The following is a 20,258-nucleotide window of genomic DNA, read 5'->3' on the forward strand; positions in this document are numbered from 1 at the left end:
ACTGCGGGCACTGAAAGGCAACACCCGTGACTGTTGACATCGACAAGACGACGGGTCCGGCCGGCACTCCGCCGACCGGTCCGGAGGCCATCAAGGCCATCCCGGTCCGTCACTACGGGCGGTACGTCTCCGCCGTCGTCGCGCTCGCGCTGTTCGGCGCGGTCGTGTACGCGTTCTCCCAGGGCAGGATCAACTGGGGCGCGATCCCCGACTACTTCTTCGACGACCGTGTTCTCAGCGGCGTCGGCAAAACGCTTCTGCTGACCGTCCTGTCCATGGCGATCGGCATCGTCGGCGGCATCCTGCTCGCCGTCATGCGTCTGTCGAAGAACCCGGTGACCTCCACCATCGCGTGGTTCTACATCTGGTTCTTCCGCGGTACGCCGGTCCTGGTGCAGCTCGTGGTCTGGTTCAACCTGGGCCTGGTCTTCGAGTACATCAACCTGGGTCCGGTCTACAAGGACGAGTGGTCGGACTTCATGACCCCGTTCCTGACCGCGCTGCTCGGCCTCGGCCTGAACGAGGCCGCGTACATGGCCGAGATCTGCCGCGCCGGTCTGCTCGCGGTCGACGAGGGCCAGACCGAGGCCGCGCACGCCCTGGGCATGAGCCACTCCAAGACCCTGCGCCGGATCGTGATCCCGCAGGCGATGCGGGTGATCGTGCCGCCGACGGGCAACGAGGTCATCAACATGCTGAAGACGACCTCGCTGGTCTCCGTGGTCCAGTACTCCGAGCTGTTCCGCGTCGCCCAGGACATCGGCCAGACCTCCGGCGCCCCGGCCGAGATGCTGTTCCTCGCCGCGGCCTGGTACCTGCTGCTGACCTCGGTCTTCAGCGTCGGCCAGTACTACCTTGAGCGTTACTACGCCAAGGGAGCCACCCGCCAGCTGCCGCCCACGCCGTGGCAGAAGGTCAAGGCCAATCTGCTGTCCCTGTCACGTCCGAAGGGAGACGCGGCCGCATGACCGACAAGACGAGCAAGACGGACGAGCCTTCGAAGCACTCCACCGTCCCGATGGTCAAGGCCGAGGGCGTCCACAAGAGCTACGGCCCGGTCGAGGTCCTCAAGGGCATCGACCTGGAGGTCAAGCAGGGTGAGGTGTTCTGCCTCATCGGCCCCTCCGGCTCCGGCAAGTCGACCTTCCTGCGGTGCATCAACCACCTGGAGAAGATCAACGCCGGGCGGCTGTACGTCGACGGGGAGCTGGTCGGCTACCGCCAGAAGGGCGACAAGCTGTACGAGCTCAAGGACAGCGAGGTCGCGCTGAAGCGCCGGGACATCGGCATGGTCTTCCAGCGCTTCAACCTGTTCCCGCACATGACGGCCGCCGAGAACGTCATCGAGGCGCCGGTGCAGGTCAAGGGCGTGAGCCGGGGCCAGGCCAAGGAGCGCGCGATGCAGCTCCTGGAGCGCGTGGGCCTGGCCGACAAGGCCGGGAACTACCCCTCGCAGCTCTCCGGCGGCCAGCAGCAGCGGGTGGCCATCGCCCGGGCGCTGGCGATGGAACCGAAGCTGATGCTGTTCGACGAGCCGACGTCGGCGCTGGACCCGGAGCTGGTCGGTGACGTCCTCGACGTCATGCGCGACCTGGCCGAGTCCGGTATGACGATGGTGGTCGTCACCCACGAGATGGGCTTCGCCCGCGAGGTGGGCGACAGCCTGGTCTTCATGGACGGCGGTGTGGTGGTCGAGTCCGGCAACCCGCGCGACGTCCTGACCGACCCGCAGCACGAGCGGACGAAGGCGTTCCTGTCCAAGGTGCTGTAAGCGGTACGCACGACGGCGAGGGGCGGTACGGGATCTTCCGTACCGCCCCTCGGCGCGTGTGCCCTACTTGAGCGCGAGCAGCAGCGTGTCGGACGGCGAGCACCACACCGGGCGGGCCTCGCCGAAGCCCTTCTCGCGCAGGACGCTCGCGTGCCACGCGGCGGACGGCGCGTCGCCCTCGGCGTGCTCGCCGTAGATCTCGAAGCGGCGGGCGGTGGGTTCGGCGAGCACCGGGTCCTTCGCGGCGACCTGCCACCACTCGGCCCAGTCGAGGGCGCCGCCCTCCTTCGCCGCGTCCATGCGGGCGTGGCGCTGGGCGCGCTCGGCGGCGTTGATCCTGGGCGTGCTGTCGTCGATCATGTGGTCCGCGTTCATGAAGACACCGCCGTCGCGGACCAGCTCCGCGACCTGACCGTAGAGGGCCGCGAGGGGTTCGCTGTGCAGCCAGTGCAGTGCGGTCGCGGTGAGGACGGCGTCGTAGGAGTCGTGCGGCAGCCCTGCCGGCCAGGCCGGGTCCTTGAGGTCGGCCCTGACCAGGGTGACCCGGTCGTCGCCGGCGAAGGTGCCCTCGGCGATGGCGAGGAGGGCCGGGTCGAGGTCGACGCCGGTGCTGGTGGCCTCGGGGAAGCGGGCGAGGAGCCGCGCGGTGATGGTGCCGGTGCCGCAGGCGAGGTCGAGCACGCGGGGGGCCCGGCCGACCAGTGCCTCGACCATGTCGAGCATGATCCGGAAGCGGTCCTCGCGGTCGGGCATGTACCACTCCTGCTGGCGGTCCCAGCTGTCCTGCCAGGCCTGCCAGTCGGTGCCCGTGCCCGTGATGCCCGTGTCCGTCATCGTCGTCGCCCTCCCTGACGTACGCATGCGTAATACCCTGGAAGCACGATCGTCTGTTACCCCGACCGCACCACGACCATAGAGCGCCCCCGTAAGGACTACAAGTGGAACTGGCCTATTACTCGGATTACGCCGTACGTCTCGTCAACAGCGAGGAACCGGCCCGGGGCAAGGACTCGCTGACCTCCGTCGAGGCCGTCCGCGACCTGTTCGGCGGCAACCAGTCGGCGGCCCGGCGCGCCACCGAGGCCGACGTCACCCGCTTCCGCTCGGTACGGTCCCGGCTGCGCGCGGTCTTCGAGGCGGCCGACGGCGGCGACGAGACCCTCGCGGTGGACCTGCTGAACTCACTGCTGCTGGAGTTCCCGGTCAGCCCGCAGATCTCCGGGCACGACTACCGCGACGACGACGGCCGCCCGCTGTGGCACATGCACCTCGCCGACCACCCGTCCAACGTCACCGCCGGCTACGCGGCCATCGCCGCGATGGGCCTGGCCTTCCACCTCACCGAGTACGGCGTGGACCGCCTGGGCCTGTGCGAGGCCGCGCCCTGCCGCAACGCCTACCTCGACACCTCCACCAACCGCTCCCGGCGCTACTGCTCCGACCGCTGTGCCACCCGGGCGAACGTGGCCGCCTACCGCGCGCGCAAGCGCCTGGAGGCCGACCGGTCGCAGAGGACGGGCCTGGCCGCCGACACCGCCCAGCGCAGCACCGCCAGCGGCGAACGCTGATCCGGCTTGCGCGGCCGGTACCGGAAGCGGACCCGGCCCAGCACCAACTCGTGCGGGACGGTGCCGTAGTCGGTGCTGTCGCCGCCCGCGTACGCGTTGTCCCCGAGCACCCACCAGCCGCCCTCGCGGCGCTCCGCGGCCCGCTTCACCACCAGCAGGTCCTGCTGGAACGGATGGCGCAGGACGACCACGTCACCGGGCCGGATCCGGGCGCCGTAGTGCACCACGAGCCGGTCCCCGTGGAGCAGGGTGGGCACCATCGACGGCCCGGTCACCTCCGCCAGCCCGAAGGGGGCCACCGCCCCCCTCCGCTCGGTCTCCTGCGACAGCTCCCGCATCCCGGCACCTCCCCGGTTCGATCCTCCACCAGTCTCAGTCTGACCCCGGACTTTTGTCCTAAGCCCAAGGGGGCACTCGCGAAAACCGGTCCCTCAGGGAGTAATGTCCCCCCTGAGAAGACGATCACGAGGAAGGAATGCTCCATGCTTTCCCGCCTGTTTGCCCCCAAGGTCAAGGTCAGCGCGCACTGCGACCTGCCCTGCGGTGTGTACGACCCGGCCCAGGCCCGCATCGAGGCGGAGTCGGTCAAGGCCGTCCAGGAGAAGATGGCCGCCAACGACGACCCGCACTTCCAGGCGCGTGCCACGGTCATCAAGGAGCAGCGCGCGGAGCTCGCGAAGCACCACGTCTCCGTGCTCTGGAGCGACTACTTCAAGCCCCCGCACTTCGAGAAGTACCCCGAGCTGCACCAGCTGGTCAACGACACCCTGAAGGCCCTCTCGGCCGCCAAGGCGTCGACCGACCCGGCGACCGGCCAGAAGGCGCTGGACTACATCGCCCAGATCGACAAGATCTTCTGGGAGACCAAGAAGGCCTGACCCAGGCTCTGCCCCCACGACCCGCGATCGGTGCACCATCGCAGGTCACCGGGCCACCCGAGGGGGCCGGTCGGGACACCGACCGGCCCCCTCGGCGTTCGCTAGCATCGAACGGCGGGGGCGAACCGGCGCCCGGGACGGGGGACTTCACACGTGACCGCCTTGAACGACGGTGCCGGCACCAGCCGTGAGCCGCTGGACGCCGACCGGGTCAAGCACCTGGAGTTCATCCAGGCGACCATCGCCCGGCTGGGCGCCAACTCGTTCCTCGTCAAGGGCTGGGCGCTCACGCTGGGCGCGGGCTTTCTCGCGCTGTCGGCCAGTCAGAAGAGCTGGACGGTGGCCGGCGCCGGGGTGGTGCCGCTGCTCTGCTTCTGGTTCCTCGACGCGCACTTCCTGCGTCAAGAACGGCTCTACCGGCGGCTGTACGACGCCGCGCGCCGCGCGGACAGCACGGTCGAGGTGCTGTCCATGGACGTGCGCCCGTTCCGCCCGGACGCGCCGCTGCGCCGCGCCGTCCTGTCCGACACCCTCTCCCTGTTCTACGGCGCGCTGCTCGTCGCCGACCTGGGGCTCGCCGTCATCCTGAGGTGAGGCCGGCGGTTCTCAGCCGCCCCGCCAGCACGTCCAGGGCCGCCTCGTCGCGGGGGGCCTCGCGCGGTGGCCAGAAGTCGCCCATCGGGTCGCCCGAGTGACGCGGCACCAGATGGACATGGGTGTGGAAGACCGTCTGGGTGGCGGCCCGTCCGGCCGAGTTGATGACGTTCATGCCCTCGGGGTCGAGCACCGAGCGCAGGATCCCGCCGACCATCAGCACGGCGTCCATCAGCCGCGCCACCTCCTCCTCGGCCATCTCCCACAGGTCCGCCGAGTGGACCCGGGGCACCACCAGGGTGTGCCCCCAGGTGGCCGGGGTCACCGGGAAGAACGCGAGCGTGTGGGCGTCCTCGTGGACGACACGTGCCCGGGCGGGGTCGGCGACGATGGCGCAGAAGGGGCAGGGTTCCATCGGGTGCTCTCTCTCGTCTGAAAAAACGTGCGGGGCCGTGCGAGGGTTCCTTCTACGATCACGCGCATGACCATCCGCTGGACGTACGCCTTCATCGACCGCCCCGCCGCCGTCCTCGGCCGGGCCCAGGAGTTCTGGACGGCCGTCACGGACACCCGGCTCTCCGCGCCGCGCGGCGACAAGGACGAGTTCGCCACGCTGCTGCCGGGTGGCGGCGCAGATGCCTGTGTGAAGGTACAGGGCGTGGACTCGGGGGACGGGGGCGCTCATCTCGATTTCGCCGTGGACGACATGGCGGAGTTCGTCGCGGACGCACTGCGGCTGGGGGCGCGGACCGTCGCGGAGCACAACGGGTGGGCCGTCCTGCGGTCACCGGCCGGGCAGCTGTTCTGCGCCGTGCCCTGGCAGGGGGAGTCGGTCCGGCCGCCCGTGGTGCGGGGCAGCCGCCTCGACCAGGTGTGCGTCGACATCCCGCCGTCGCGCTACGACGCCGAGGTCGCCTTCTGGAGCGGACTGCTGGCCGACTGGTCGTCCCGCCCGGGGTCGCTGCCGGAGTTCCACGTGGTGGTGCCGCCGGCCGGGTTGCCCGTGCGGGTGCTGCTCCAGCGCCTGGGCACCGAGCGGCCGGCCTCCGCCCACCTCGACCTGGCCTGCGCCGACCTCGGGAAGACGGCCGCGGAACACGAACGCCTCGGCGCGGTCCGCCTGTCCGGCGGCTCGCACTGGACGGTGCTGCGGGACCCGGCGGGCGGCACCTACTGCCTCACCGGCCGGGACCCGGAGACGGGCGGGCTGCCGGGCAAGGCCTAGGGGGTGTCTCGTCGATCAGGCCGGATCAGGGAGCGGCGTCTGGCGCCGTGCATCGCAAGGCGGAGGAGGGAGTCGATGCGGAACGGAGCATCGGGGACCGACGACAACGCGGCAAGGCGCGGTGCCAGACGCCGCGAGGCCCGGCATGATCGACGAGACGCCCCCTAGGGGGTGGTCGAGGTCTCGTCCGTGTCCTCCATGACGGGCCGGATCACCACCGGCAGGTCGGCGACTCCGTCCGGGCCGGGGCAGCGGATGACGCGTTCGGCGATCTCGGTGACCCGTTCCAGGCTCGCGCAGTCCAGAAGCCAGTAGCCGGCCGGCAGCACCTCGACCAGGTCGTACGGATCGTCCTTGATCACCGTACGGCCCCCCGCGCCCCGGGTGACCAGCCGGATCCGGGCGGGTTCGGCCAGACCCTGCGCGTCGACCAGCTCCCCGGTCTCGGCCAGCTCGGCGTTGATCGCGCCCATGTAGGCGTACATCGCCTTCAGCTCGTCCTCGGACCACACCGGGGCATACTCGGACGCCTGGCCGCGCATGCCCTCGTAGTCCGCCTGGGTGCCCTGCACGACGACCAGGTACTTCATACGTCCGCTCCTCGCTTCAGGGTTTCTTGGCGTGTCCGGTGTGCCGCGTCTGCTCGGCGGCGCGTCCGTGCCGCTCCTCGGCGGCGTCGGAGCCTTCCGCGGCGTACGCCTGGCACCTCGGGTTCCGGCATGGACCCGCCACCCAGGTCGGTACCCACGCGCCCAGCGTCTTGTGGCGCCGGACGAACGTTTCGACGGGCTGTCCACAGGCGGGACAGACGCGCTTGTCGCTGTCCATGTCCTCAGGGTAGGACGGCCGACGCCTCCGCGCCCCTCGCCGGATGCCCGCCCCTCACCGCTTCCTGGTGTACGTCCGCATCAGCGTTCCGTTGCCGAAGGCGCGCACGGAATCGAGGGCGAAGTCGGTGACGTCGAAGCCGGAGCCGAACATCGGCATGCCGGAGCCGAGCACGAGGGGGTAGGTCTTGACGACGATCTCGTCGATCTCGTCGATCAGCTCACCGGCGATCCGCGAGCCGCCGCAGAGGTAGATGCCGAGCGGGCCGTCCTCCGCCTTAAGCTCGCGGACCTTGCCGACCAGGTCGTCGGAGACGATCTCGACGTTCGGGTCCGGGGACTCGGCGAGGGTGCGGGAGGCGACGTACTCCCGCAGGTGGGCGTAGGGGCTGGTGATGCCCTGCTTCAGGGCCAGCTCGTAGCTGGCGCGGCCCTGGATCAGGGTGTCGAACCGCTTGTTCGGCAGGTGGTCCATGCCGAGGGGGCGGCGGCCGTGGGTGGGCAGGGTCTCCGGATATTCCGCCTTCAGGAACGCCAGGAACTCCTCGTCGACGAAACGGAACATGGACGAGGCGTCGCCTGCCGGGTCGCCGATGAAACCGTCGATGGAGCAGGCGATGAAGTAGGTGAGCTTTCGCAAGTCGGCCTCTGTTTCGTAGGCTGCGATGACCGTGGTACCACTCCAGTTGTAGTACTTCACGTGTAGTGGTTGCAATGGGATTTCGGGGACGGACGCAAGACGGACCCAAGTGAGAGAAGAGGTTCCGATATGGCCAGCAACCCGGAGCGCCGCGCCGTCCTGGTGGACGCCGGTGTCGAGGTGCTCGCCCGCGAGGGCGCGCGCGGGCTCACCTTCCGCGCGGTGGACGCCGAGGCCAGGGTGCCGGTGGGCACCGCCTCCAACTACTTCGCCGGACGCGACGACCTGCTGCGGCAGATCGACGCCCGGGTGCATACCCGGCTGGCGCCGGACCCGCGGGTCCTGGGCGAGCTGATGCGGGCACCGAAGGACCGCGCGCTGGTCACGGCCCTCATGCACGACCTGATGGCCCGGGCCGTGCGCGACCGCACGGGCTGGCTGGCCCTGCTGGAACTGCGCCTCGAAGCCACCCGGCGCCCGGAACTGCGGGACTCCTACACGAAGTCGGTCCGGGAGCAACTGCTGTACGGCATGGAGTTCCACCGGGACGCGGGACTGCCGGGCGGCGACGAGACGGTCGTCGTGCTCTACCTGGCCATGCTCGGACTGATTCTGGAGCACGTCACGCTGCCGGGCGTGCTGGACGGCGTCCTGTCCGGGACGGAGGTCCCGGACGGGCTGGTCGAGCGGATCGTGGCAGCCGTCGTGCCCGCCCGGTAGTCAGTTTCCGGCAACGCCCCGGGATGTGCGGGACCCGCCTTCCGGGCCGAAGCCCCCGGCGGCCGTGCGGCGTCAGGAGCCGCACGGCCCCGGGGGCTTCGGGGTCCTGCCGAGTGCCTGCGCGGGCCGGTCGCCGGTGTGACGGGAGCGGTTCAGGTCGTACGGCGGGTGACGAACTCGGCGAGGGCCAGGAGGCCGCCGGCCGCCTCCGGCTCCGGGACGGCACGGGCCAGTTCCTGCATCGCCCGGGCCATGTGGTCCGCCGCCTGGACCTGGGCCCAGTCCCGGCCGCCGGCCCGCTCCACCGCGAGCACGGTCGGCTCCAGGTCACCACCGTCGTACGGCACCTCGTACAGCGCGGCGAGCTCCGCCGCCGCCGGGGTGCCGGAGGCCAGCGCTGCCACCACCGGCAGGGACTTCTTGCGGGCAGCGAGATCCGCGCCGGCCGGCTTCCCGGTGTGGCTCGGATCGCCCCATATGCCGATGACGTCGTCGATCAGCTGGAAGGCGAGCCCGGCCTCCCGGCCGAACGCGTCCAGCGCCTCGACGTCCCCGGCGGGCGCTCCCGCGTACAGCGCGCCCAGCGCACAGGCGCAGCCCAGCAGCGCCCCGGTCTTGGCCTCGGCCATGACCAGCACCTCGTCCAGGCCGACATCGGCGGGTCCGCGTCGCTCCATCGCGGTGTCCGCCTGCTGGCCCTCGCAGAGCTCGATCACGCAATCCGCCAGCCTGGCCGCGGCAGGCGCCGACGCCGGGTGCGGGTCCTCGGCGAGCAGCCGCAGGGCCAGCGCCTGAAGGGCGTCGCCCGCCAGGATGGCGTCGGCGTCACCGAACACCGTCCACGCGGTGGGGCGGTGCCGGCGGGTGGTGTCCCGGTCCATCACGTCGTCGTGCAGCAGCGTGAAGTTGTGCACCAGCTCGACCGCTGCGGCCGCCCGAACCGCCGCCGCCTGGGCGCCGGGGCCGCCGAGCGCGGCAGCCGCGGCCAGCACCAGCGCCGGCCGGATCGCCTTGCCCGCGTTGCCCGCCGCCGGAGTGCCGTCCGCGTGCTCCCAGCCGAAGTGGTAGCGCGCGACCCTGCGCATGGCACCCGGCAACGACTCGACGGCCGCGCGCAGTTCGGGGTCGACGCAGGCCCGGGTGCGTTCCAGGATCACCGCCGCCTCGTGGCCGTCCGGCCGGCCCGGCCGGCCGTCGGTGCCGGTGTCCGTGCGGGCGTCGCCGTCCGCGCCGGTGTCCGTGCCGGTCGCGATGGGACTCCGTCCAGCTCGTCGCGGGCCGGCGAGGGGCTGCTCGGCCCGCGTCAGGGACTCGGTCACGGCATCCCCCTCGCCGCCTCCGCGGCCGGTGGGGTCACCGCCAGCGGCCGATCTCGACGTTCTCCAGGACACCGAGGGCGTCCGGGACGAGGACCGCCGCCGAGTAGTAGGCCGTCACCAGGTACTTGATGATCGCCTGCTCGTTGATGCCCATGAACCGGACCGACAGACTCGGCTCGATCTCGTCCGGGATGCCGGACTGCCTGAGGCCGATGACGCCCTGGTCGGCCTCGCCGAGACGCATCGCGATGATGGACGTGGTCCGCGCCTCGGTGACCGGGATCTTGTTGCACGGGTAGATCGGCACCCCGCGCCAGGTGGGGATGCGGTTGCCGGCGACGTCGATGGTCTCGGGCACCAGGCCCCGCTTGTTCAGCTCGCGGCCGAACGCGGCGATCGCGCGCGGGTGGGCCAGGAGCATCTTGGTGCCGCGCCGGCGGCTCAGCAGCTCGTCCAGGTCGTCCGGGCTCGGGACGCCGTCGTGCGGCTGGATCCGCTGGTCGTACTCGCAGTTGTGGAGCAGGCCGAACTCGCGGTTGTTGACCAGCTCGTGCTCCTGGCGCTCCTTCAGCGCCTCCACCGTGAGCCGGATCTGCTGCTCGGTCTGGTTCATCGGCTGGTTGTACAGGTCCGCCACGCGGGTGTGGATGCGCAGCACGGTCTGGGCGATGCTCAGTTCGTACTCGCGGGGGCGGGCCTCGTAGTCGACGAAGGTGTGCGGGATGTCCGGCTCACCGGTGTGGCCGGCCTCGAGGTCGATCGACTTCTCGCCGTACTTGTTGGTGCGCTGCCGGGGCAGCGAGCGCCGCTGGTCCAGGTGGCCGCGCAGCTCCTCCGAGCGCTCGGCGACCTGCTCGAAGTGCTGCCGGGACAGGACCAGGACGGTGCACGCGGTGATCGCGCGGGCCGTGTACTCCCAGATGGCGTCCGGGTCGAGCAGCGCCTGCTCGCCGAGGTAGGAGCCGTCGGCGAGGACCCCGAGGCTCTCGTCGTCGCCGTAGGGGCCGGTGCCGATCTTCTCCACCCTGCCGTGCGCGATGAGATAGACCTCGTCGGTCTGGCTGCCGAACGAGGCGATCACCTCGCCCGCGGCGATCTCACGCTGTTCGCAGCGCCGGGCCAGCTCGGTCAGTACCTCCTCGTCCTCGAATGACCGCAGCGCGGGCAGTTCTCCGAGTTCCGCCGGGATGACCTCGACGCGATCGCCGGTCTTCACGAAGGTGATGCGTCCGTCACCCACCGCGAAGGTCAGCCGCCGGTTCACTCGGTACGTACCGCCCTGCACGTCCACCCAGGGAAGGTTGCGGAGCAGCCAGCGGGAGCTGATCTCCTGCATCTGGGGAACGGACTTGGTGGTGGTGGCCAGGTTCCGCGCGGCCGCCGTGCCGAGACTCTGCTGCGGCTTGCTCTGCTCCGTGCGGACCTCTTCGCCTACCGACATAAGGAATTGCCCTCCCGGTCATGCCCTGCGGCCATCTGCCGCCGGCACCGATCTCGGTACCAGCCTTCCATCACGCAACGTGCTCGTGCTATTACCCGAAAGAGCGGGAATGGATCACCGCGCCCTGGGCACCCATAGGACCTCGCGCACGCCCCGCCCCGGGATTTCACGCGGGCGCGCGCCGCCGGAAGCGCGCTGTCCGGATCGACTCGCACGCTGTGCGAACGGATGATTTCGCACCGTCACGATTCGGTACAAGCAGCGATATGGGCGGTCGCGACGGGCGGCCGTCACGCAGCACGAAGGGGGCTCGCATGGCCTCACCGATGTCCGCGGACCGGTTCCTGGAAGTCCTGCGGGCGGAAGGCGTCACGGTCGTCGAAGTGGGCGACTGGCGGCACCACAACCGCAACCACAAGGGGCCGTGGGGTCCCGTCCACGGCGTGATGATCCATCACACCGTGACCGAGGGCAGCGCGCACACCGTGGAGGTGTGCCGGAACGGCTACGAGGACCTGCCCGGTCCGCTGTGCCACGGCGTCATCACCAAGGACGGCACCGTCCACCTCGTCGGCTACGGCCGGGCCAACCACGCCGGCCCGGGCGACGACGACGTGCTGCGCGCGGTGATCGCGGAGAAGGCGCTGCCGCACGACAACGAGACGAACACCGACGGGAACCGCCACTTCTACGGCTTCGAGTGCGAGAACCTCGGCGACGGCGAGGACCCCTGGCCCGCGGCCCAGCTGGAGGCCATCGAACGGGCCGCCGCGGCGGTCTGCCGCCACCACGGATGGACGGAGCGGTCGGTCATCGGGCACAAGGAGTGGCAGCCCGGGAAGGTGGACCCGCGCGGCTTCACCATGACGTCGATGCGGGAGCGAGTCCGGGACCGGCTGAAGTGAGACGGCGCGGTGCGGGCGGCCGGTGGCGGGGCCGCCCGGCAGGGTGACAATGGTGCCGTGACCAGCAACGACGCCCTCGCCGCACTGAAACCGAGGCTCCCCTCTCCCCTGCGGGAGGTACGGGACGACCGGTTCGCCCGCCATGGCGTTCGTCTGCTCCTCAAGCGCGACGACCTCATCCATCCCGACCTCGTCGGCAACAAGTGGCGCAAACTCGCGCCCAACCTCGCTGCGGCGGACGGCCGGCCGATCGTCACCTTCGGCGGCGCGTACTCCAACCATCTGCGCGCCACCGCCGCCGCGGGCCGCCTGCTCGGCGTGCCCACGGTCGGCGTGGTCCGCGGCGAGGAACTGGCCGGCCGTCCCCTCAACCCGTCACTGGCCCGCTGTGCGGCCGACGGCATGCGGCTGCACTTCATCGACAGGTCGACGTATCGCCGGAAGAAGGATCCGGCCGCCCTCGCGCACGTCCTGCGCGCGGCCGACGCCGAGGACGCCTACGTCGTCCCCGAGGGCGGCAGCAACGCCCTCGCCGTCCACGGCTGCCAGGCCCTGGGCGAGGAGCTGCGCGGTCGGGCGGACGTGGTGGCGCTGGCCTGCGGGACCGGGGGCACGCTGGCGGGGCTGGCCGCCGGGGTGGCGCCTGAGCAGCGGGTACTGGGGGTACCGGTACTCAAAGGGGGCTTTCTCGGCGACGAGATACGGGACTTGCAGGAGCGGGCGTTCGGTGGGCCGCGGGGCGAGTGGTGGCTCGACGAGCGGTTCCACTTCGGGGGGTACGCCCGCACCACACCCGAACTCCACGCGTTCGCAGAGGAGTTCGAGGAGCGGCACGGGATGGGTGTGGAACGTCTCTATGTCGCCAAGATGCTGTACGGACTCGTCGCCCTGGCGGACGAGGGCGCGTTCGCGCCGGGGACGGTGGTGGCGGCTGTGATCACGGGTTCCCGCTAGCGGGACTTCCGTCGGGACTCGCGGTCTGACCGGGCACCTCGCCCTGTTCGAGGATGCGCCCGGTGCTCTCCGTCAGCAGCCGGCGACAGCGGTCCACGGTCATGCCGTTGCCGATCACGCCGGCGGCCTGGGCGAGGGCCGGCGGCAGGTCGCCGAGGTCCTGGGCGAGGGCGCGGGCCTGTGACTCGGGGATGCCGGGGATGCGCTTGTCCAGGTAGGCGAGGGATTCCTCGCGGGTGAAGACGTCCAGGGCGAGCGGGTGAGCGATGTCGCGCCAGTCGGGGTTGCGGGAGGTGATCACGACGTGGCCGGGCCCTTCGGGGAGCCAGTTCTCGATCTGCCGGGGGTTCTCGGCGTTGTCGAGGACGATCAGCCAGCATGACCGGTCGCGCAGATGCCGCAGCAGCGTACGGGCGTTGTGCTCCGCGCCGGCCTCGGGGTCGGCGATGCCGACCCGGTCCGCCAGTTCGGTGTAGTGGACGGGCAGCCGGTCGGCCTGTTCGGCGTCGATCCACCACACCAGGTCGTACTGGTCGGCGAAGCGGTGGGCGTACTCCAGGGCGATCTGGCTCTTGCCTATGCCGCCGGGGCCGTGCAGCGCGTACACGGCGGTGTCGCGGCCGGCGAGCAGTCCCTCCCGCAGCTCGACGAGCACTGCCTCCCGGCCGGAGAAGTCGGCGTTCTTCCGGCGTACGTTCCACACGTCGGCGCGCTTGGTGCTGTCCGGCAGCCGGGGTCTGGCCCCGTCGGCCGTGCCGGTCTCCGGCGGACCGGGCGGGGCCGGCGCGGCGGCGCCCGGGAACGGGGGCGGGCCGCTCGGCCGTCCGCCCCCGTCGACCGCGGCCAGCAGCGCCGCGAGCGCGCCTTCCTCGTCGAGTCCGTGGAGGTCCTTGCGGACCCGGGTGGCGAGCATCGCGGGGACGTCGTGGTTGGTGAGGGGTTCGACGGCGAGCGGGATGATGCGGTCGCGGCGGGCGACGACGGCGGTCCACTCCTCGTTGGTCCAGCGGCCCGCCTCGAAGTACGACTTGGAGAAGAGCGCCACGACCGCGTCGGCCTGCCGCAGCCCTTCCTCCATGCGCTGCACGAAGTCGTCGCCTGTGCGCCAGTCCCACACGTCGAGCATGACCTGGTGGCCGTTCCGCTCCAGGTGGTAGCCCACCCATTCGGCCCAGGTGCGGTCCACGCCCGCGTAACTGATGAAGTACCGCTGAGTGGTGTCGGCCATCGAGCCCCCCGAGTCACCGTGGTCGTCGCCGCGTCCCGCGTCTGCGGTCGGTGCGTGTGCGGTCAATGATCCCCCCTCGCACTGACAACGCTCGGTGGCATCTCATCACGTCGTCTCGCGGTACGCCGCCGCTTCCTCCAGGTCCAGCCGGCGCAGCAGCGTCCGCAGCATCTCGTCGTCGATGTAGCGCAGGTCGCGCAGCTTCACGAAGACCTCGCGCTCGGCGCCGATCATCTCCCGCGCGAGCCGGCGGTAGGTGTCGTCGGCGGTCTCGCCGGTGATGGGGTTGGGCTGGCCGAGGCGTTCCCACACGGCGTTGCGGCGGCGCTCCAGGACGGAGCGCAGCCGGTCGGCGAGCGGTTCGGGGAGGGCGTTGCGTTCGTCGGTGAGGAGTTCGTCGAGGCGCTGTTCGGCCGCGCGGGAGGCCTGTGCCTGGGCGTTGGCCTCGGCCAGGGTCTCGGCCTGCGCGTCGCGGCCGGGCAGGTGCAGCAGGCCGATCAGGGGCGGCAGGGTGAGGCCCTGGACGACGAGGGTGCCGATGACGGTGGTGAAGGTCAGGAAGAGGATCAGGTTGCGGCCGGGGAAGTCCTCGCCGCCGTGGATGGTCTGCGGGATGGAGAAGGCGATGGCCAGGGAGACCACGCCGCGCATCCCGGCCCAGGAGATGATGAACGCCCCCTTCCACGTGGGGTTGTCCTCGCGTTTGCGGATCCGCGCGGACAGCAGGCGGGGCAGGAAGGTCGCCGGGTAGACCCAGACGAACCTGGTGACGACGACGACGAGGAAGACGGCGACCGCGTACCAGGCGGCGTCGGCGCCCTCGTACTCCCCGAGCCCCCGCAGGACCACCGGCAGCTGGAGTCCGATCAGCGCGAAGACCGAGGACTCCAGGACGAAGGCGACCATCTTCCACACCGCGTCCTCCTGGAGGCGGGTGGCGAAATCGACCTCCCACGCGCGGTGGCCGAGATAGAGGGCGACGACCACGACCGCCAGGACTCCGGAGGCGTGCACCTGCTCGGCGACGCCGTACGCCACGAACGGGATCAGCAGGGAGAGCGTGTTCTGCAGCAGCGCTTCCTTGAGGTGGGTGCGCAGCCAGTGGATCGGCACCATCAGCACCAGTCCGATGCCGATGCCGCCGACCGCCGCGATCAGGAACTCACCGATTCCGCCGGCCCAGGAAGTGGCCTCGCCGACGGCCGCGGCGACAGCCACGCGGTAGGCGGTGATCGCGGTGGCGTCGTTCACCAGGGACTCGCCCTGGAGGATGGTGGTGATCCTTGACGGCAGCCCCACGCGGCGGGCGATCGCGGTGGCGGCGACGGCGTCCGGGGGCGCCACCACCGCGCCCAGCACCAGGGCGGCGGTGAGCGGCAGCCCGGGGACGAGCAGGTAGGCGGCCCAGCCGACGGCGACGGTCGCGAAGAGCACGTATCCGACGGAGAGCAGGGCGACCGGCCGCAGTTGGGCGCGCAGATCCAGGTAGGAGCTGTCGGTGGCCGCGGTGTGCAGCAGCGGGGGCAGCAGGAGCGGCAGGACGATGTGCGGGTCGAGGGTGTAGTCGGGGACGCCGGGGATGTACGACACCGCCAGCCCGGCCGCGACCAGCAGCAGCGGGGCCGGTACCGGGGTGCGGCGTCCGGCCGCGGCGACAGCGGCACTGCCGGCCACCAGCAACAGCAGTGGCATCACGTTCATGGTTCTCGCCAGCCCTCGTATTCCGCGCGGTCATCCGCACACCCGTCGTAATCTGGCAATCATGAAACAGTGCACGCATGCCGACGCGCTGCCGCACCCGGAACCGTCCGCGCTGAGCGAGACGTGTACGGAGTGTCTGGCGGCGGGTACGCACCCGGTGCAGCTGCGGCTGTGCCTCACCTGCGGTCACGTCGGCTGCTGCGACTCCTCGCCGGGGCGGCACGCGACCGATCACCATGAGAAGTCGGGGCATCCGGTGATGCGCACGTACGAACCGGGTGAGAATTGGCGTTGGTGCTTCGTCGACCACGTGCTCGTGTGACCTGCTCGTGACGCCGGATCCGGAGGGTCGGATCCGGACGGTTCGAGCGTCTGACGCCGGGGTACGTCAACCCGGCGCCCCCTGTTCCGAATTGGGACCGCCCACCCTCTAGCCACTGTGCGTGTTCATGTGTTTACTATGAGTGACAGCAGGGGGTTGGGGTCCCGAGGACAGGAAAATCGAGAGCGCGGTAGCGTCACCGCTGAACCACACATCGCGTTACCCCGGGGGGCGACCCTCGGCCCCGTAGAGCTTGTACCACCTTGGAGGTGAGGGTGTCCCAGATCGCAGGCGAGCCCGCGACCCAGGACTTCGTCGAAGTCCGGCTGCCGGCTGCGGGTGCCTACCTGTCGGTGCTGCGGACGGCCACGGCCGGCCTCGCGGCCCGTTTGGACTTCACCCTGGACGAGATCGAGGACCTGCGCATCGCGGTGGACGAGGCCTGCGCGATCCTGCTTCAGCAGGCCGTGCCCGGCTCGGTGCTCAGTTGCGTCTTCCGGCTCGTCGACGACTCGCTGGAGGTCACCGTCTCCGCGCCGACCACGGACGGTCACGCCCCTTCGCGCGACACCTTCGCCTGGACCGTCCTGTCCGCCCTCGCGGGCAAGGTCTCCTCCGCCGTGGACGACGACAAGACCGTTTCGATCAGCCTCTACAAACAGCGCGGCGCGGGACCCGGGCCGGCGTGAGGAACGGGGACGGGCCGGTGCGGGACGAAGAGCGCGGCACACGGGAGCTGCCGGCCGAGGGCACGGGCGGACCGGGCGGACCGGGCGGTCCGGCGGGTCCGGGCGGCCAGGGCGGTGCCCGACGCATGACGGACGGCATCGACGGCATCCCCGAGCAGGCCCGGCCGCACCCGGAGGAGGACTCCCCGTCGGCGGACTTCCCCGGTGACGGCCGGCGGGATCGGGACGATGCCGTGCAGGGCGCGCCTCCGGAGCGGCGGAACGGGGGCTTCCCTGTCCGGGCCGAGGCGAGGGCTCGGGGAAGGGCGACGGGCGGGACGATGAGCGAGCACGAGCGAAATTCCGAGGACGACGCGGCGAGCGCCCGGCACACGCCTGCCGCGCCCCACGACCCTCAGGACCGCAGCGGGGCGCGCGCCCTGTTCGTCGAGCTGCGCGGCCTGAGCCAGGGCAGCCCGGAGTACGCGGAGCTGCGCAACCGGCTGGTCCGGATGCACCTGCCGCTCGTCGAGCACCTCGCGCGCCGCTTCCGCAACCGGGGCGAGCCGCTGGACGACCTGACGCAGGTCGCCACCATCGGGCTGATCAAGTCGGTCGACCGGTTCGACCCGGACCGCGGCGTGGAGTTCTCGACGTACGCCACCCCGACGGTCGTCGGCGAGATCAAGCGGCACTTCCGGGACAAGGGCTGGGCGGTGCGGGTGCCGCGCCGGCTGCAGGAGCTGCGGCTCTCGCTGACCACGGCGACGGCCGAGCTGTCGCAGCTGCACGGCCGCTCCCCCACGGTCCACGAGCTGGCCGAGAAGCTGTCGATCTCGGAGGAGGAGGTCCTGGAGGGCCTGGAGTCCGCCAACGCGTACTCCACGCTGTCCCTGGACGTCCCCGACACCGACGACGAGTCCCCGGCGGTCGCGGACACGCTGGGGGCGGAGGACGAGGCGCTGGAGGGCGTCGAGTACCGCGAGTCGCTCAAGCCGCTGCTGGAGGATCTGCCTCCGCGCGAGAAGCGGATCCTGCTGCTGCGGTTCTTCGGCAACATGACCCAGTCGCAGATCGCGCAGGAGGTCGGCATCTCGCAGATGCACGTCTCGCGGCTGCTGGCGCGCACGCTGGCGCAGCTGCGGGAGAAGCTGCTCGTGGAGGAGTGAGAGGAGTGACCGAGGGCGGTTACTTCTCGGCGTTGCCGGGCCCGCGGATGCCGAGGGCCCGGGTCGTCTCGGCGTTGATCAGCAGGACCAGCGCGGCGACTGCGACGACGGCCAGCGCGATGCCCGCCGGGATGGCCATGCTGTCGGCCTGGAGCAGGTTGTAGGCCACGGGCAGCGCCATCAGCTGCGTGATCACGGCGGGACCGCGGCTCCAGCTGCGCCGGGCCAGCAGGCCCCGGGCGGCGAGCAGCGGGAGCAGCGCGAGCACGATCAGGGTGATGCCTCCGGTGACGGCCTGCTGCCGGTCGTCCGGCTCGCCGGTCAGCCCGAGGACGAGGATCCAGACACCGCCGACCACCAGTGCCAGGCCCTCCAGCGCGGCCAGCGCCGCGGCGGCGATCAGCCGGACAGGGCGGGGGCCCGCCTCTTCGGCGGCTTCGGGGCTGGGGTTCTGCGCAGAGCTCACCCCTGCAGGGTAGCGGCCGGGGCGGGACGGCCTCGGGTGCGGGGCGGGAGCCGACGGGCGCGCGCCCGTCTTACCACGCCCGCGCCCGTGTCGAGGTTCACGCCTGGAACTCGGCCCGATCTTCGGTCCGGTCTGGGCCCGGTACCCCCCAGTAGGTACGCTGCCATCCATGCGTGCACTTCTCGTGGTCAATCCGGCGGCAACCACCACAAGCGCACGTACGCGCGATGTGCTGATCCACGCGCTCGCGAGCGAGATGAAGCTGGAGGCGGTCACCACCGAGTACCGCGGTCACGCCCGTGACCTCGGCCGGCAGGCGGCGCAGAGCGAGGACATCGAACTGGTCGTGGCCCTCGGCGGCGACGGCACGGTCAACGAGGTGGTCAACGGACTGCTGCACGACGGCCCGGACCCGGATCACCTGCCCGGCCTGGCCGTGGTGCCCGGCGGCTCCACCAATGTCTTCGCCCGCGCCCTGGGTCTGCCCAACGACGCCGTGGAGGCGACCGGCGCTCTGCTGGACGCCCTCCGCGAGGGCAGCGAGCGGACCGTCGGGCTGGGCCTCACCTCGGGGACCCCCGGCACCGACGACGAGGCCGTCCCGTCCCGCTGGTTCACCTTCAACGCTGGGCTGGGCTTCGACGCGGGCGTGGTCGGCCGGGTCGAGCAGCAGCGGGAGCTCGGCAAGAAGTCCACGCACGCGCTGTACGTCCGCCAGGTGGTGCGCCAGCTGCTCGGCGAGCCTCACCGCCGGCGCGGGACGATCACGCTGGAGCAGGACGGCGAGGAACTGGCGACGGATCTTGTGCTGTCCATAGTCTCGAACACCGCCCCGTGGACGTTCCTCGGCAATCGCCCCATGTATGCGTCTCCTAAGGCGTCGTTCGACACCGGCCTCGACGTATTCGGTCTCAGCCGTCTGTCCACGGCCGCGGTTGCCCGGTATGGCACCCAGTTGCTCACTTCGTCCCCCGAGCGCGGCCCCAAGGGGAAGCATGCCGTCTCACTGCACGACCTGACCCGGTTCACCTTGCATTCGAAGGTCCCTCTCCCCCTTCAGATGGACGGTGACCACCTGGGGCTGCGTACGAGCGTGACGTTCACAGGCGTACGCCGTGCACTGCGTGTGATTGTGTGAGCAGAAAGGGCTGAAGTCCTTTCACTCGAACGTTTAGGCCAGGATCCACCCCATGGAAGTACGGCTGTGACCTAGTCGACACCGAGGAATCAAAAAAAACTTTCCGGAAGGGGTTGTATCCGCCGCTGAGGTTTGCGAGTCTCTACGTGGCGATCGGGACGGCCCGCAAGACCGGCCTCCACAGATCACCGGAACCCCTCTCCAAACCAAGGACCACGCCAGGAAACCTGGCGGTCGGCCCTTCACTTGTTGAGGGATTCGTGAAAGCGTTCACATTCACAAGCAACCTGCACGTAATACCAAGGAGAGGTAGCAGCCATGGACTGGCGTCACAACGCCGTTTGCCGCGAGGAAGACCCCGAGCTCTTCTTCCCCATCGGCAACACCGGTCCTGCGCTGCTGCAGATCGAGGAAGCCAAGGCCGTCTGCCGTCGCTGCCCGGTGATCGAGCAGTGTCTGCAGTGGGCGCTCGAGTCCGGTCAGGACTCCGGCGTCTGGGGTGGTCTCAGCGAGGACGAGCGCCGCGCGATGAAGCGCCGCGCCGCCCGCAACCGGGCTCGTCAGGCTTCCGCCTGACATCACCCACCCCGCTGACAGCCTGAGCTTGGCGGCGCGTACAGCGAGTACGCAACTCCCGCCCCCGAGCACGCAGCGCGCAGTACCCCGATGCGCTTAGCAAACGAGCAGAGCAGCAGCGAGCACTAGCCTCGGACCGACCAAGGTC

Annotated in this window: 24 protein-coding genes and 1 pseudogene; 14 read left to right on the forward strand and 11 right to left on the reverse strand. The window is 70.8% G+C overall.

Translation table 11 applies throughout. From position 1 onward, the window contains the following. Window positions 1-26: 26 nt before the first annotated feature. Window positions 27-968, forward strand: a complete 942-nt coding sequence (locus tag ACSU6L_RS12420; protein ID WP_437056343.1) for an amino acid ABC transporter permease — start codon at window positions 27-29, stop codon at window positions 966-968. Beyond that, on the forward strand, window positions 965-1,771 hold the full coding sequence (locus tag ACSU6L_RS12425) for an amino acid ABC transporter ATP-binding protein (protein ID WP_073940867.1): 807 nt from the start codon (window positions 965-967) through the stop codon (window positions 1,769-1,771). Before ACSU6L_RS12420 ends, ACSU6L_RS12425 begins: the two co-directional genes overlap by 4 nt. A gap of 63 nt (window positions 1,772-1,834) precedes the next feature. On the opposite strand, the gene ACSU6L_RS12430 is transcribed toward ACSU6L_RS12425, so the two are convergent. Then, window positions 1,835-2,605 carry a class I SAM-dependent methyltransferase gene (locus ACSU6L_RS12430; RefSeq protein WP_437056345.1) on the reverse strand — a complete coding sequence of 257 codons (771 nt, stop codon included), beginning with the start codon at window positions 2,603-2,605 and terminating at the stop codon, window positions 1,835-1,837. 104 nt (window positions 2,606-2,709) lie between these two features. On the opposite strand from ACSU6L_RS12430, the gene ACSU6L_RS12435 reads away from it, so the two are divergent. Beyond that, on the forward strand, window positions 2,710-3,339 hold the full coding sequence (locus tag ACSU6L_RS12435) for a CGNR zinc finger domain-containing protein (RefSeq protein WP_437056346.1): 630 nt from the start codon (window positions 2,710-2,712) through the stop codon (window positions 3,337-3,339). Here ACSU6L_RS12435 and sodX read toward each other — a convergent pair. Continuing rightward, window positions 3,243-3,677, reverse strand: coding sequence for a nickel-type superoxide dismutase maturation protease (sodX, locus tag ACSU6L_RS12440; protein WP_437056348.1), 435 nt, complete (start codon window positions 3,675-3,677; stop codon window positions 3,243-3,245). The two genes, ACSU6L_RS12435 and sodX, sit on opposite strands and share 97 nt — an antisense overlap. 144 nt (window positions 3,678-3,821) lie before the next feature. Between sodX and sodN the strand changes: the two genes are divergently transcribed. Both sodN and ACSU6L_RS12450 read left to right on the forward strand, forming a co-directional pair. Continuing rightward, on the forward strand, window positions 3,822-4,217 hold the full coding sequence (gene sodN / locus ACSU6L_RS12445; RefSeq protein ID WP_020136639.1) for a superoxide dismutase, Ni: 396 nt from the start codon (window positions 3,822-3,824) through the stop codon (window positions 4,215-4,217). A 153-nt stretch (window positions 4,218-4,370) separates the two neighbouring features. Next, window positions 4,371-4,811 (forward strand): hypothetical protein, encoded by a 441-nt coding sequence (locus ACSU6L_RS12450; protein ID WP_437056351.1) that lies wholly within the window; start codon window positions 4,371-4,373, stop codon window positions 4,809-4,811. Here the strand turns inward: ACSU6L_RS12450 and ACSU6L_RS12455 are convergent. Next, window positions 4,798-5,226, reverse strand: coding sequence for an HIT family protein (locus ACSU6L_RS12455; RefSeq protein ID WP_437056353.1), 429 nt, complete (start codon window positions 5,224-5,226; stop codon window positions 4,798-4,800). The two genes, ACSU6L_RS12450 and ACSU6L_RS12455, sit on opposite strands and share 14 nt — an antisense overlap. A 66-nt stretch (window positions 5,227-5,292) precedes the next feature. Here ACSU6L_RS12455 and ACSU6L_RS12460 point away from each other — a divergent pair, with 66 nt between their 5' ends. Continuing rightward, the gene (locus ACSU6L_RS12460) at window positions 5,293-6,036 is read left to right on the forward strand and encodes a VOC family protein (protein ID WP_437056355.1); all 744 of its coding nucleotides are present in this window, start codon (window positions 5,293-5,295) and stop codon (window positions 6,034-6,036) included. Between the two features lie 164 nt (window positions 6,037-6,200). Here ACSU6L_RS12460 and ACSU6L_RS12465 read toward each other — a convergent pair whose 3' ends face one another. From ACSU6L_RS12465 to ACSU6L_RS12475, 3 genes are read right to left on the reverse strand one after another with little or no spacing between them, the layout of a single operon-like run. Then, window positions 6,201-6,626: a YciI family protein gene (locus ACSU6L_RS12465; protein ID WP_437056357.1), complete on the reverse strand. Its 426-nt coding sequence runs from the start codon at window positions 6,624-6,626 to the stop codon at window positions 6,201-6,203. A 16-nt stretch (window positions 6,627-6,642) separates the two neighbouring features. Next, window positions 6,643-6,864, reverse strand: coding sequence for a hypothetical protein (locus ACSU6L_RS12470; RefSeq protein ID WP_437056359.1), 222 nt, complete (start codon window positions 6,862-6,864; stop codon window positions 6,643-6,645). A gap of 54 nt (window positions 6,865-6,918) precedes the next feature. Further along, the gene (locus ACSU6L_RS12475; protein WP_437056361.1) at window positions 6,919-7,503 is read right to left on the reverse strand and encodes a dihydrofolate reductase family protein; all 585 of its coding nucleotides are present in this window, start codon (window positions 7,501-7,503) and stop codon (window positions 6,919-6,921) included. Window positions 7,504-7,632: 129 nt separating this feature from the next. Between ACSU6L_RS12475 and ACSU6L_RS12480 the strand changes: the two genes are divergently transcribed. Next, window positions 7,633-8,223, forward strand: a complete 591-nt coding sequence (locus ACSU6L_RS12480; RefSeq protein WP_437056363.1) for a TetR/AcrR family transcriptional regulator — start codon at window positions 7,633-7,635, stop codon at window positions 8,221-8,223. A gap of 152 nt (window positions 8,224-8,375) precedes the next feature. Here the strand turns inward: ACSU6L_RS12480 and ACSU6L_RS12485 are convergent, their stop codons facing one another. Both ACSU6L_RS12485 and ACSU6L_RS12490 read right to left on the reverse strand, forming a co-directional pair. Beyond that, window positions 8,376-9,542, reverse strand: a complete 1,167-nt coding sequence (locus ACSU6L_RS12485; RefSeq protein ID WP_437056365.1) for a family 2 encapsulin nanocompartment cargo protein polyprenyl transferase — start codon at window positions 9,540-9,542, stop codon at window positions 8,376-8,378. A 34-nt stretch (window positions 9,543-9,576) separates the two neighbouring features. Further along, window positions 9,577-10,983 (reverse strand): family 2B encapsulin nanocompartment shell protein, encoded by a 1,407-nt coding sequence (locus ACSU6L_RS12490; protein WP_437056367.1) that lies wholly within the window; start codon window positions 10,981-10,983, stop codon window positions 9,577-9,579. Window positions 10,984-11,297: 314 nt separating this feature from the next. Between ACSU6L_RS12490 and ACSU6L_RS12495 the strand changes: the two genes are divergently transcribed. Continuing rightward, window positions 11,298-11,888, forward strand: a complete 591-nt coding sequence (locus tag ACSU6L_RS12495; RefSeq protein ID WP_437056369.1) for an N-acetylmuramoyl-L-alanine amidase — start codon at window positions 11,298-11,300, stop codon at window positions 11,886-11,888. 57 nt (window positions 11,889-11,945) lie between these two features. After that, complete coding sequence (locus ACSU6L_RS12500; RefSeq protein WP_437056371.1) at window positions 11,946-12,842, forward strand: 1-aminocyclopropane-1-carboxylate deaminase/D-cysteine desulfhydrase; 897 nt, start codon at window positions 11,946-11,948, stop codon at window positions 12,840-12,842. A 19-nt stretch (window positions 12,843-12,861) separates the two neighbouring features. On the opposite strand, the pseudogene ACSU6L_RS12505 reads toward ACSU6L_RS12500, so the two are convergent. Next, a pseudogene (locus tag ACSU6L_RS12505) lies at window positions 12,862-14,070 on the reverse strand (TIR domain-containing protein); the annotation flags it as partial. A gap of 105 nt (window positions 14,071-14,175) precedes the next feature. Further along, complete coding sequence (locus ACSU6L_RS12510) at window positions 14,176-15,771, reverse strand: Na+/H+ antiporter (RefSeq protein WP_437056373.1); 1,596 nt, start codon at window positions 15,769-15,771, stop codon at window positions 14,176-14,178. 61 nt (window positions 15,772-15,832) lie between these two features. Here ACSU6L_RS12510 and ACSU6L_RS12515 point away from each other — a divergent pair, with 61 nt between their 5' ends. The 3 genes from ACSU6L_RS12515 (at window position 15,833) to ACSU6L_RS12525 (ending at window position 17,930) form a co-directional block, all read left to right on the forward strand. Beyond that, window positions 15,833-16,093 (forward strand): UBP-type zinc finger domain-containing protein, encoded by a 261-nt coding sequence (locus tag ACSU6L_RS12515; protein ID WP_437056375.1) that lies wholly within the window; start codon window positions 15,833-15,835, stop codon window positions 16,091-16,093. A 275-nt stretch (window positions 16,094-16,368) separates the two neighbouring features. After that, the gene (locus ACSU6L_RS12520) at window positions 16,369-16,782 is read left to right on the forward strand and encodes an anti-sigma factor (RefSeq protein ID WP_015657891.1); all 414 of its coding nucleotides are present in this window, start codon (window positions 16,369-16,371) and stop codon (window positions 16,780-16,782) included. A 17-nt stretch (window positions 16,783-16,799) separates the two neighbouring features. Continuing rightward, window positions 16,800-17,930, forward strand: coding sequence for an RNA polymerase sigma factor SigF (locus ACSU6L_RS12525; protein ID WP_437056377.1), 1,131 nt, complete (start codon window positions 16,800-16,802; stop codon window positions 17,928-17,930). Window positions 17,931-17,949: 19 nt separating this feature from the next. Here ACSU6L_RS12525 and ACSU6L_RS12530 read toward each other — a convergent pair whose 3' ends face one another. Next, the gene (locus ACSU6L_RS12530) at window positions 17,950-18,396 is read right to left on the reverse strand and encodes a hypothetical protein (RefSeq protein ID WP_437056379.1); all 447 of its coding nucleotides are present in this window, start codon (window positions 18,394-18,396) and stop codon (window positions 17,950-17,952) included. 169 nt (window positions 18,397-18,565) lie between these two features. Here ACSU6L_RS12530 and ACSU6L_RS12535 point away from each other — a divergent pair, with 169 nt between their 5' ends. Next, window positions 18,566-19,534, forward strand: coding sequence for a diacylglycerol/lipid kinase family protein (locus ACSU6L_RS12535; protein ID WP_437056381.1), 969 nt, complete (start codon window positions 18,566-18,568; stop codon window positions 19,532-19,534). Between the two features lie 318 nt (window positions 19,535-19,852). Further along, window positions 19,853-20,110: a WhiB family transcriptional regulator gene (locus tag ACSU6L_RS12540; RefSeq protein WP_003992873.1), complete on the forward strand. Its 258-nt coding sequence runs from the start codon at window positions 19,853-19,855 to the stop codon at window positions 20,108-20,110. The last annotated feature ends 148 nt before the right edge of the window (window positions 20,111-20,258 follow it).

The organism is Streptomyces sp. enrichment culture, from assembly GCF_964272855.1.
Taxonomy (GTDB): domain Bacteria; phylum Actinomycetota; class Actinomycetes; order Streptomycetales; family Streptomycetaceae; genus Streptomyces.

Excerpts from the sequence above, each read along its gene's own strand:
- ACSU6L_RS12465 (WP_437056357.1), bottom strand. The coding sequence starts at position 6,626 with ATGAAGTACCTGGTCGTCGTGCAGGGCACCCAGGCGGACTACGAGGGC.
- ACSU6L_RS12455 (WP_437056353.1), bottom strand. The coding sequence starts at position 5,226 with ATGGAACCCTGCCCCTTCTGCGCCATCGTCGCCGACCCCGCCCGGGCA.
- ACSU6L_RS12540 (WP_003992873.1), top strand. The coding sequence starts at position 19,853 with ATGGACTGGCGTCACAACGCCGTTTGCCGCGAGGAAGACCCCGAGCTC.
- ACSU6L_RS12470 (WP_437056359.1), bottom strand. The coding sequence starts at position 6,864 with ATGGACAGCGACAAGCGCGTCTGTCCCGCCTGTGGACAGCCCGTCGAA.
- ACSU6L_RS12460 (WP_437056355.1), top strand. The coding sequence starts at position 5,293 with ATGACCATCCGCTGGACGTACGCCTTCATCGACCGCCCCGCCGCCGTC.
- ACSU6L_RS12495 (WP_437056369.1), top strand. The coding sequence starts at position 11,298 with ATGGCCTCACCGATGTCCGCGGACCGGTTCCTGGAAGTCCTGCGGGCG.
- sodX (WP_437056348.1), bottom strand. The coding sequence starts at position 3,677 with ATGCGGGAGCTGTCGCAGGAGACCGAGCGGAGGGGGGCGGTGGCCCCC.
- ACSU6L_RS12430 (WP_437056345.1), bottom strand. The coding sequence starts at position 2,605 with ATGACGGACACGGGCATCACGGGCACGGGCACCGACTGGCAGGCCTGG.
- sodN (WP_020136639.1), top strand. The coding sequence starts at position 3,822 with ATGCTTTCCCGCCTGTTTGCCCCCAAGGTCAAGGTCAGCGCGCACTGC.
- ACSU6L_RS12425 (WP_073940867.1), top strand. The coding sequence starts at position 965 with ATGACCGACAAGACGAGCAAGACGGACGAGCCTTCGAAGCACTCCACC.
- ACSU6L_RS12490 (WP_437056367.1), bottom strand. The coding sequence starts at position 10,983 with ATGTCGGTAGGCGAAGAGGTCCGCACGGAGCAGAGCAAGCCGCAGCAG.
- ACSU6L_RS12480 (WP_437056363.1), top strand. The coding sequence starts at position 7,633 with ATGGCCAGCAACCCGGAGCGCCGCGCCGTCCTGGTGGACGCCGGTGTC.
- ACSU6L_RS12510 (WP_437056373.1), bottom strand. The coding sequence starts at position 15,771 with ATGAACGTGATGCCACTGCTGTTGCTGGTGGCCGGCAGTGCCGCTGTC.
- ACSU6L_RS12535 (WP_437056381.1), top strand. The coding sequence starts at position 18,566 with ATGCGTGCACTTCTCGTGGTCAATCCGGCGGCAACCACCACAAGCGCA.
- ACSU6L_RS12515 (WP_437056375.1), top strand. The coding sequence starts at position 15,833 with ATGAAACAGTGCACGCATGCCGACGCGCTGCCGCACCCGGAACCGTCC.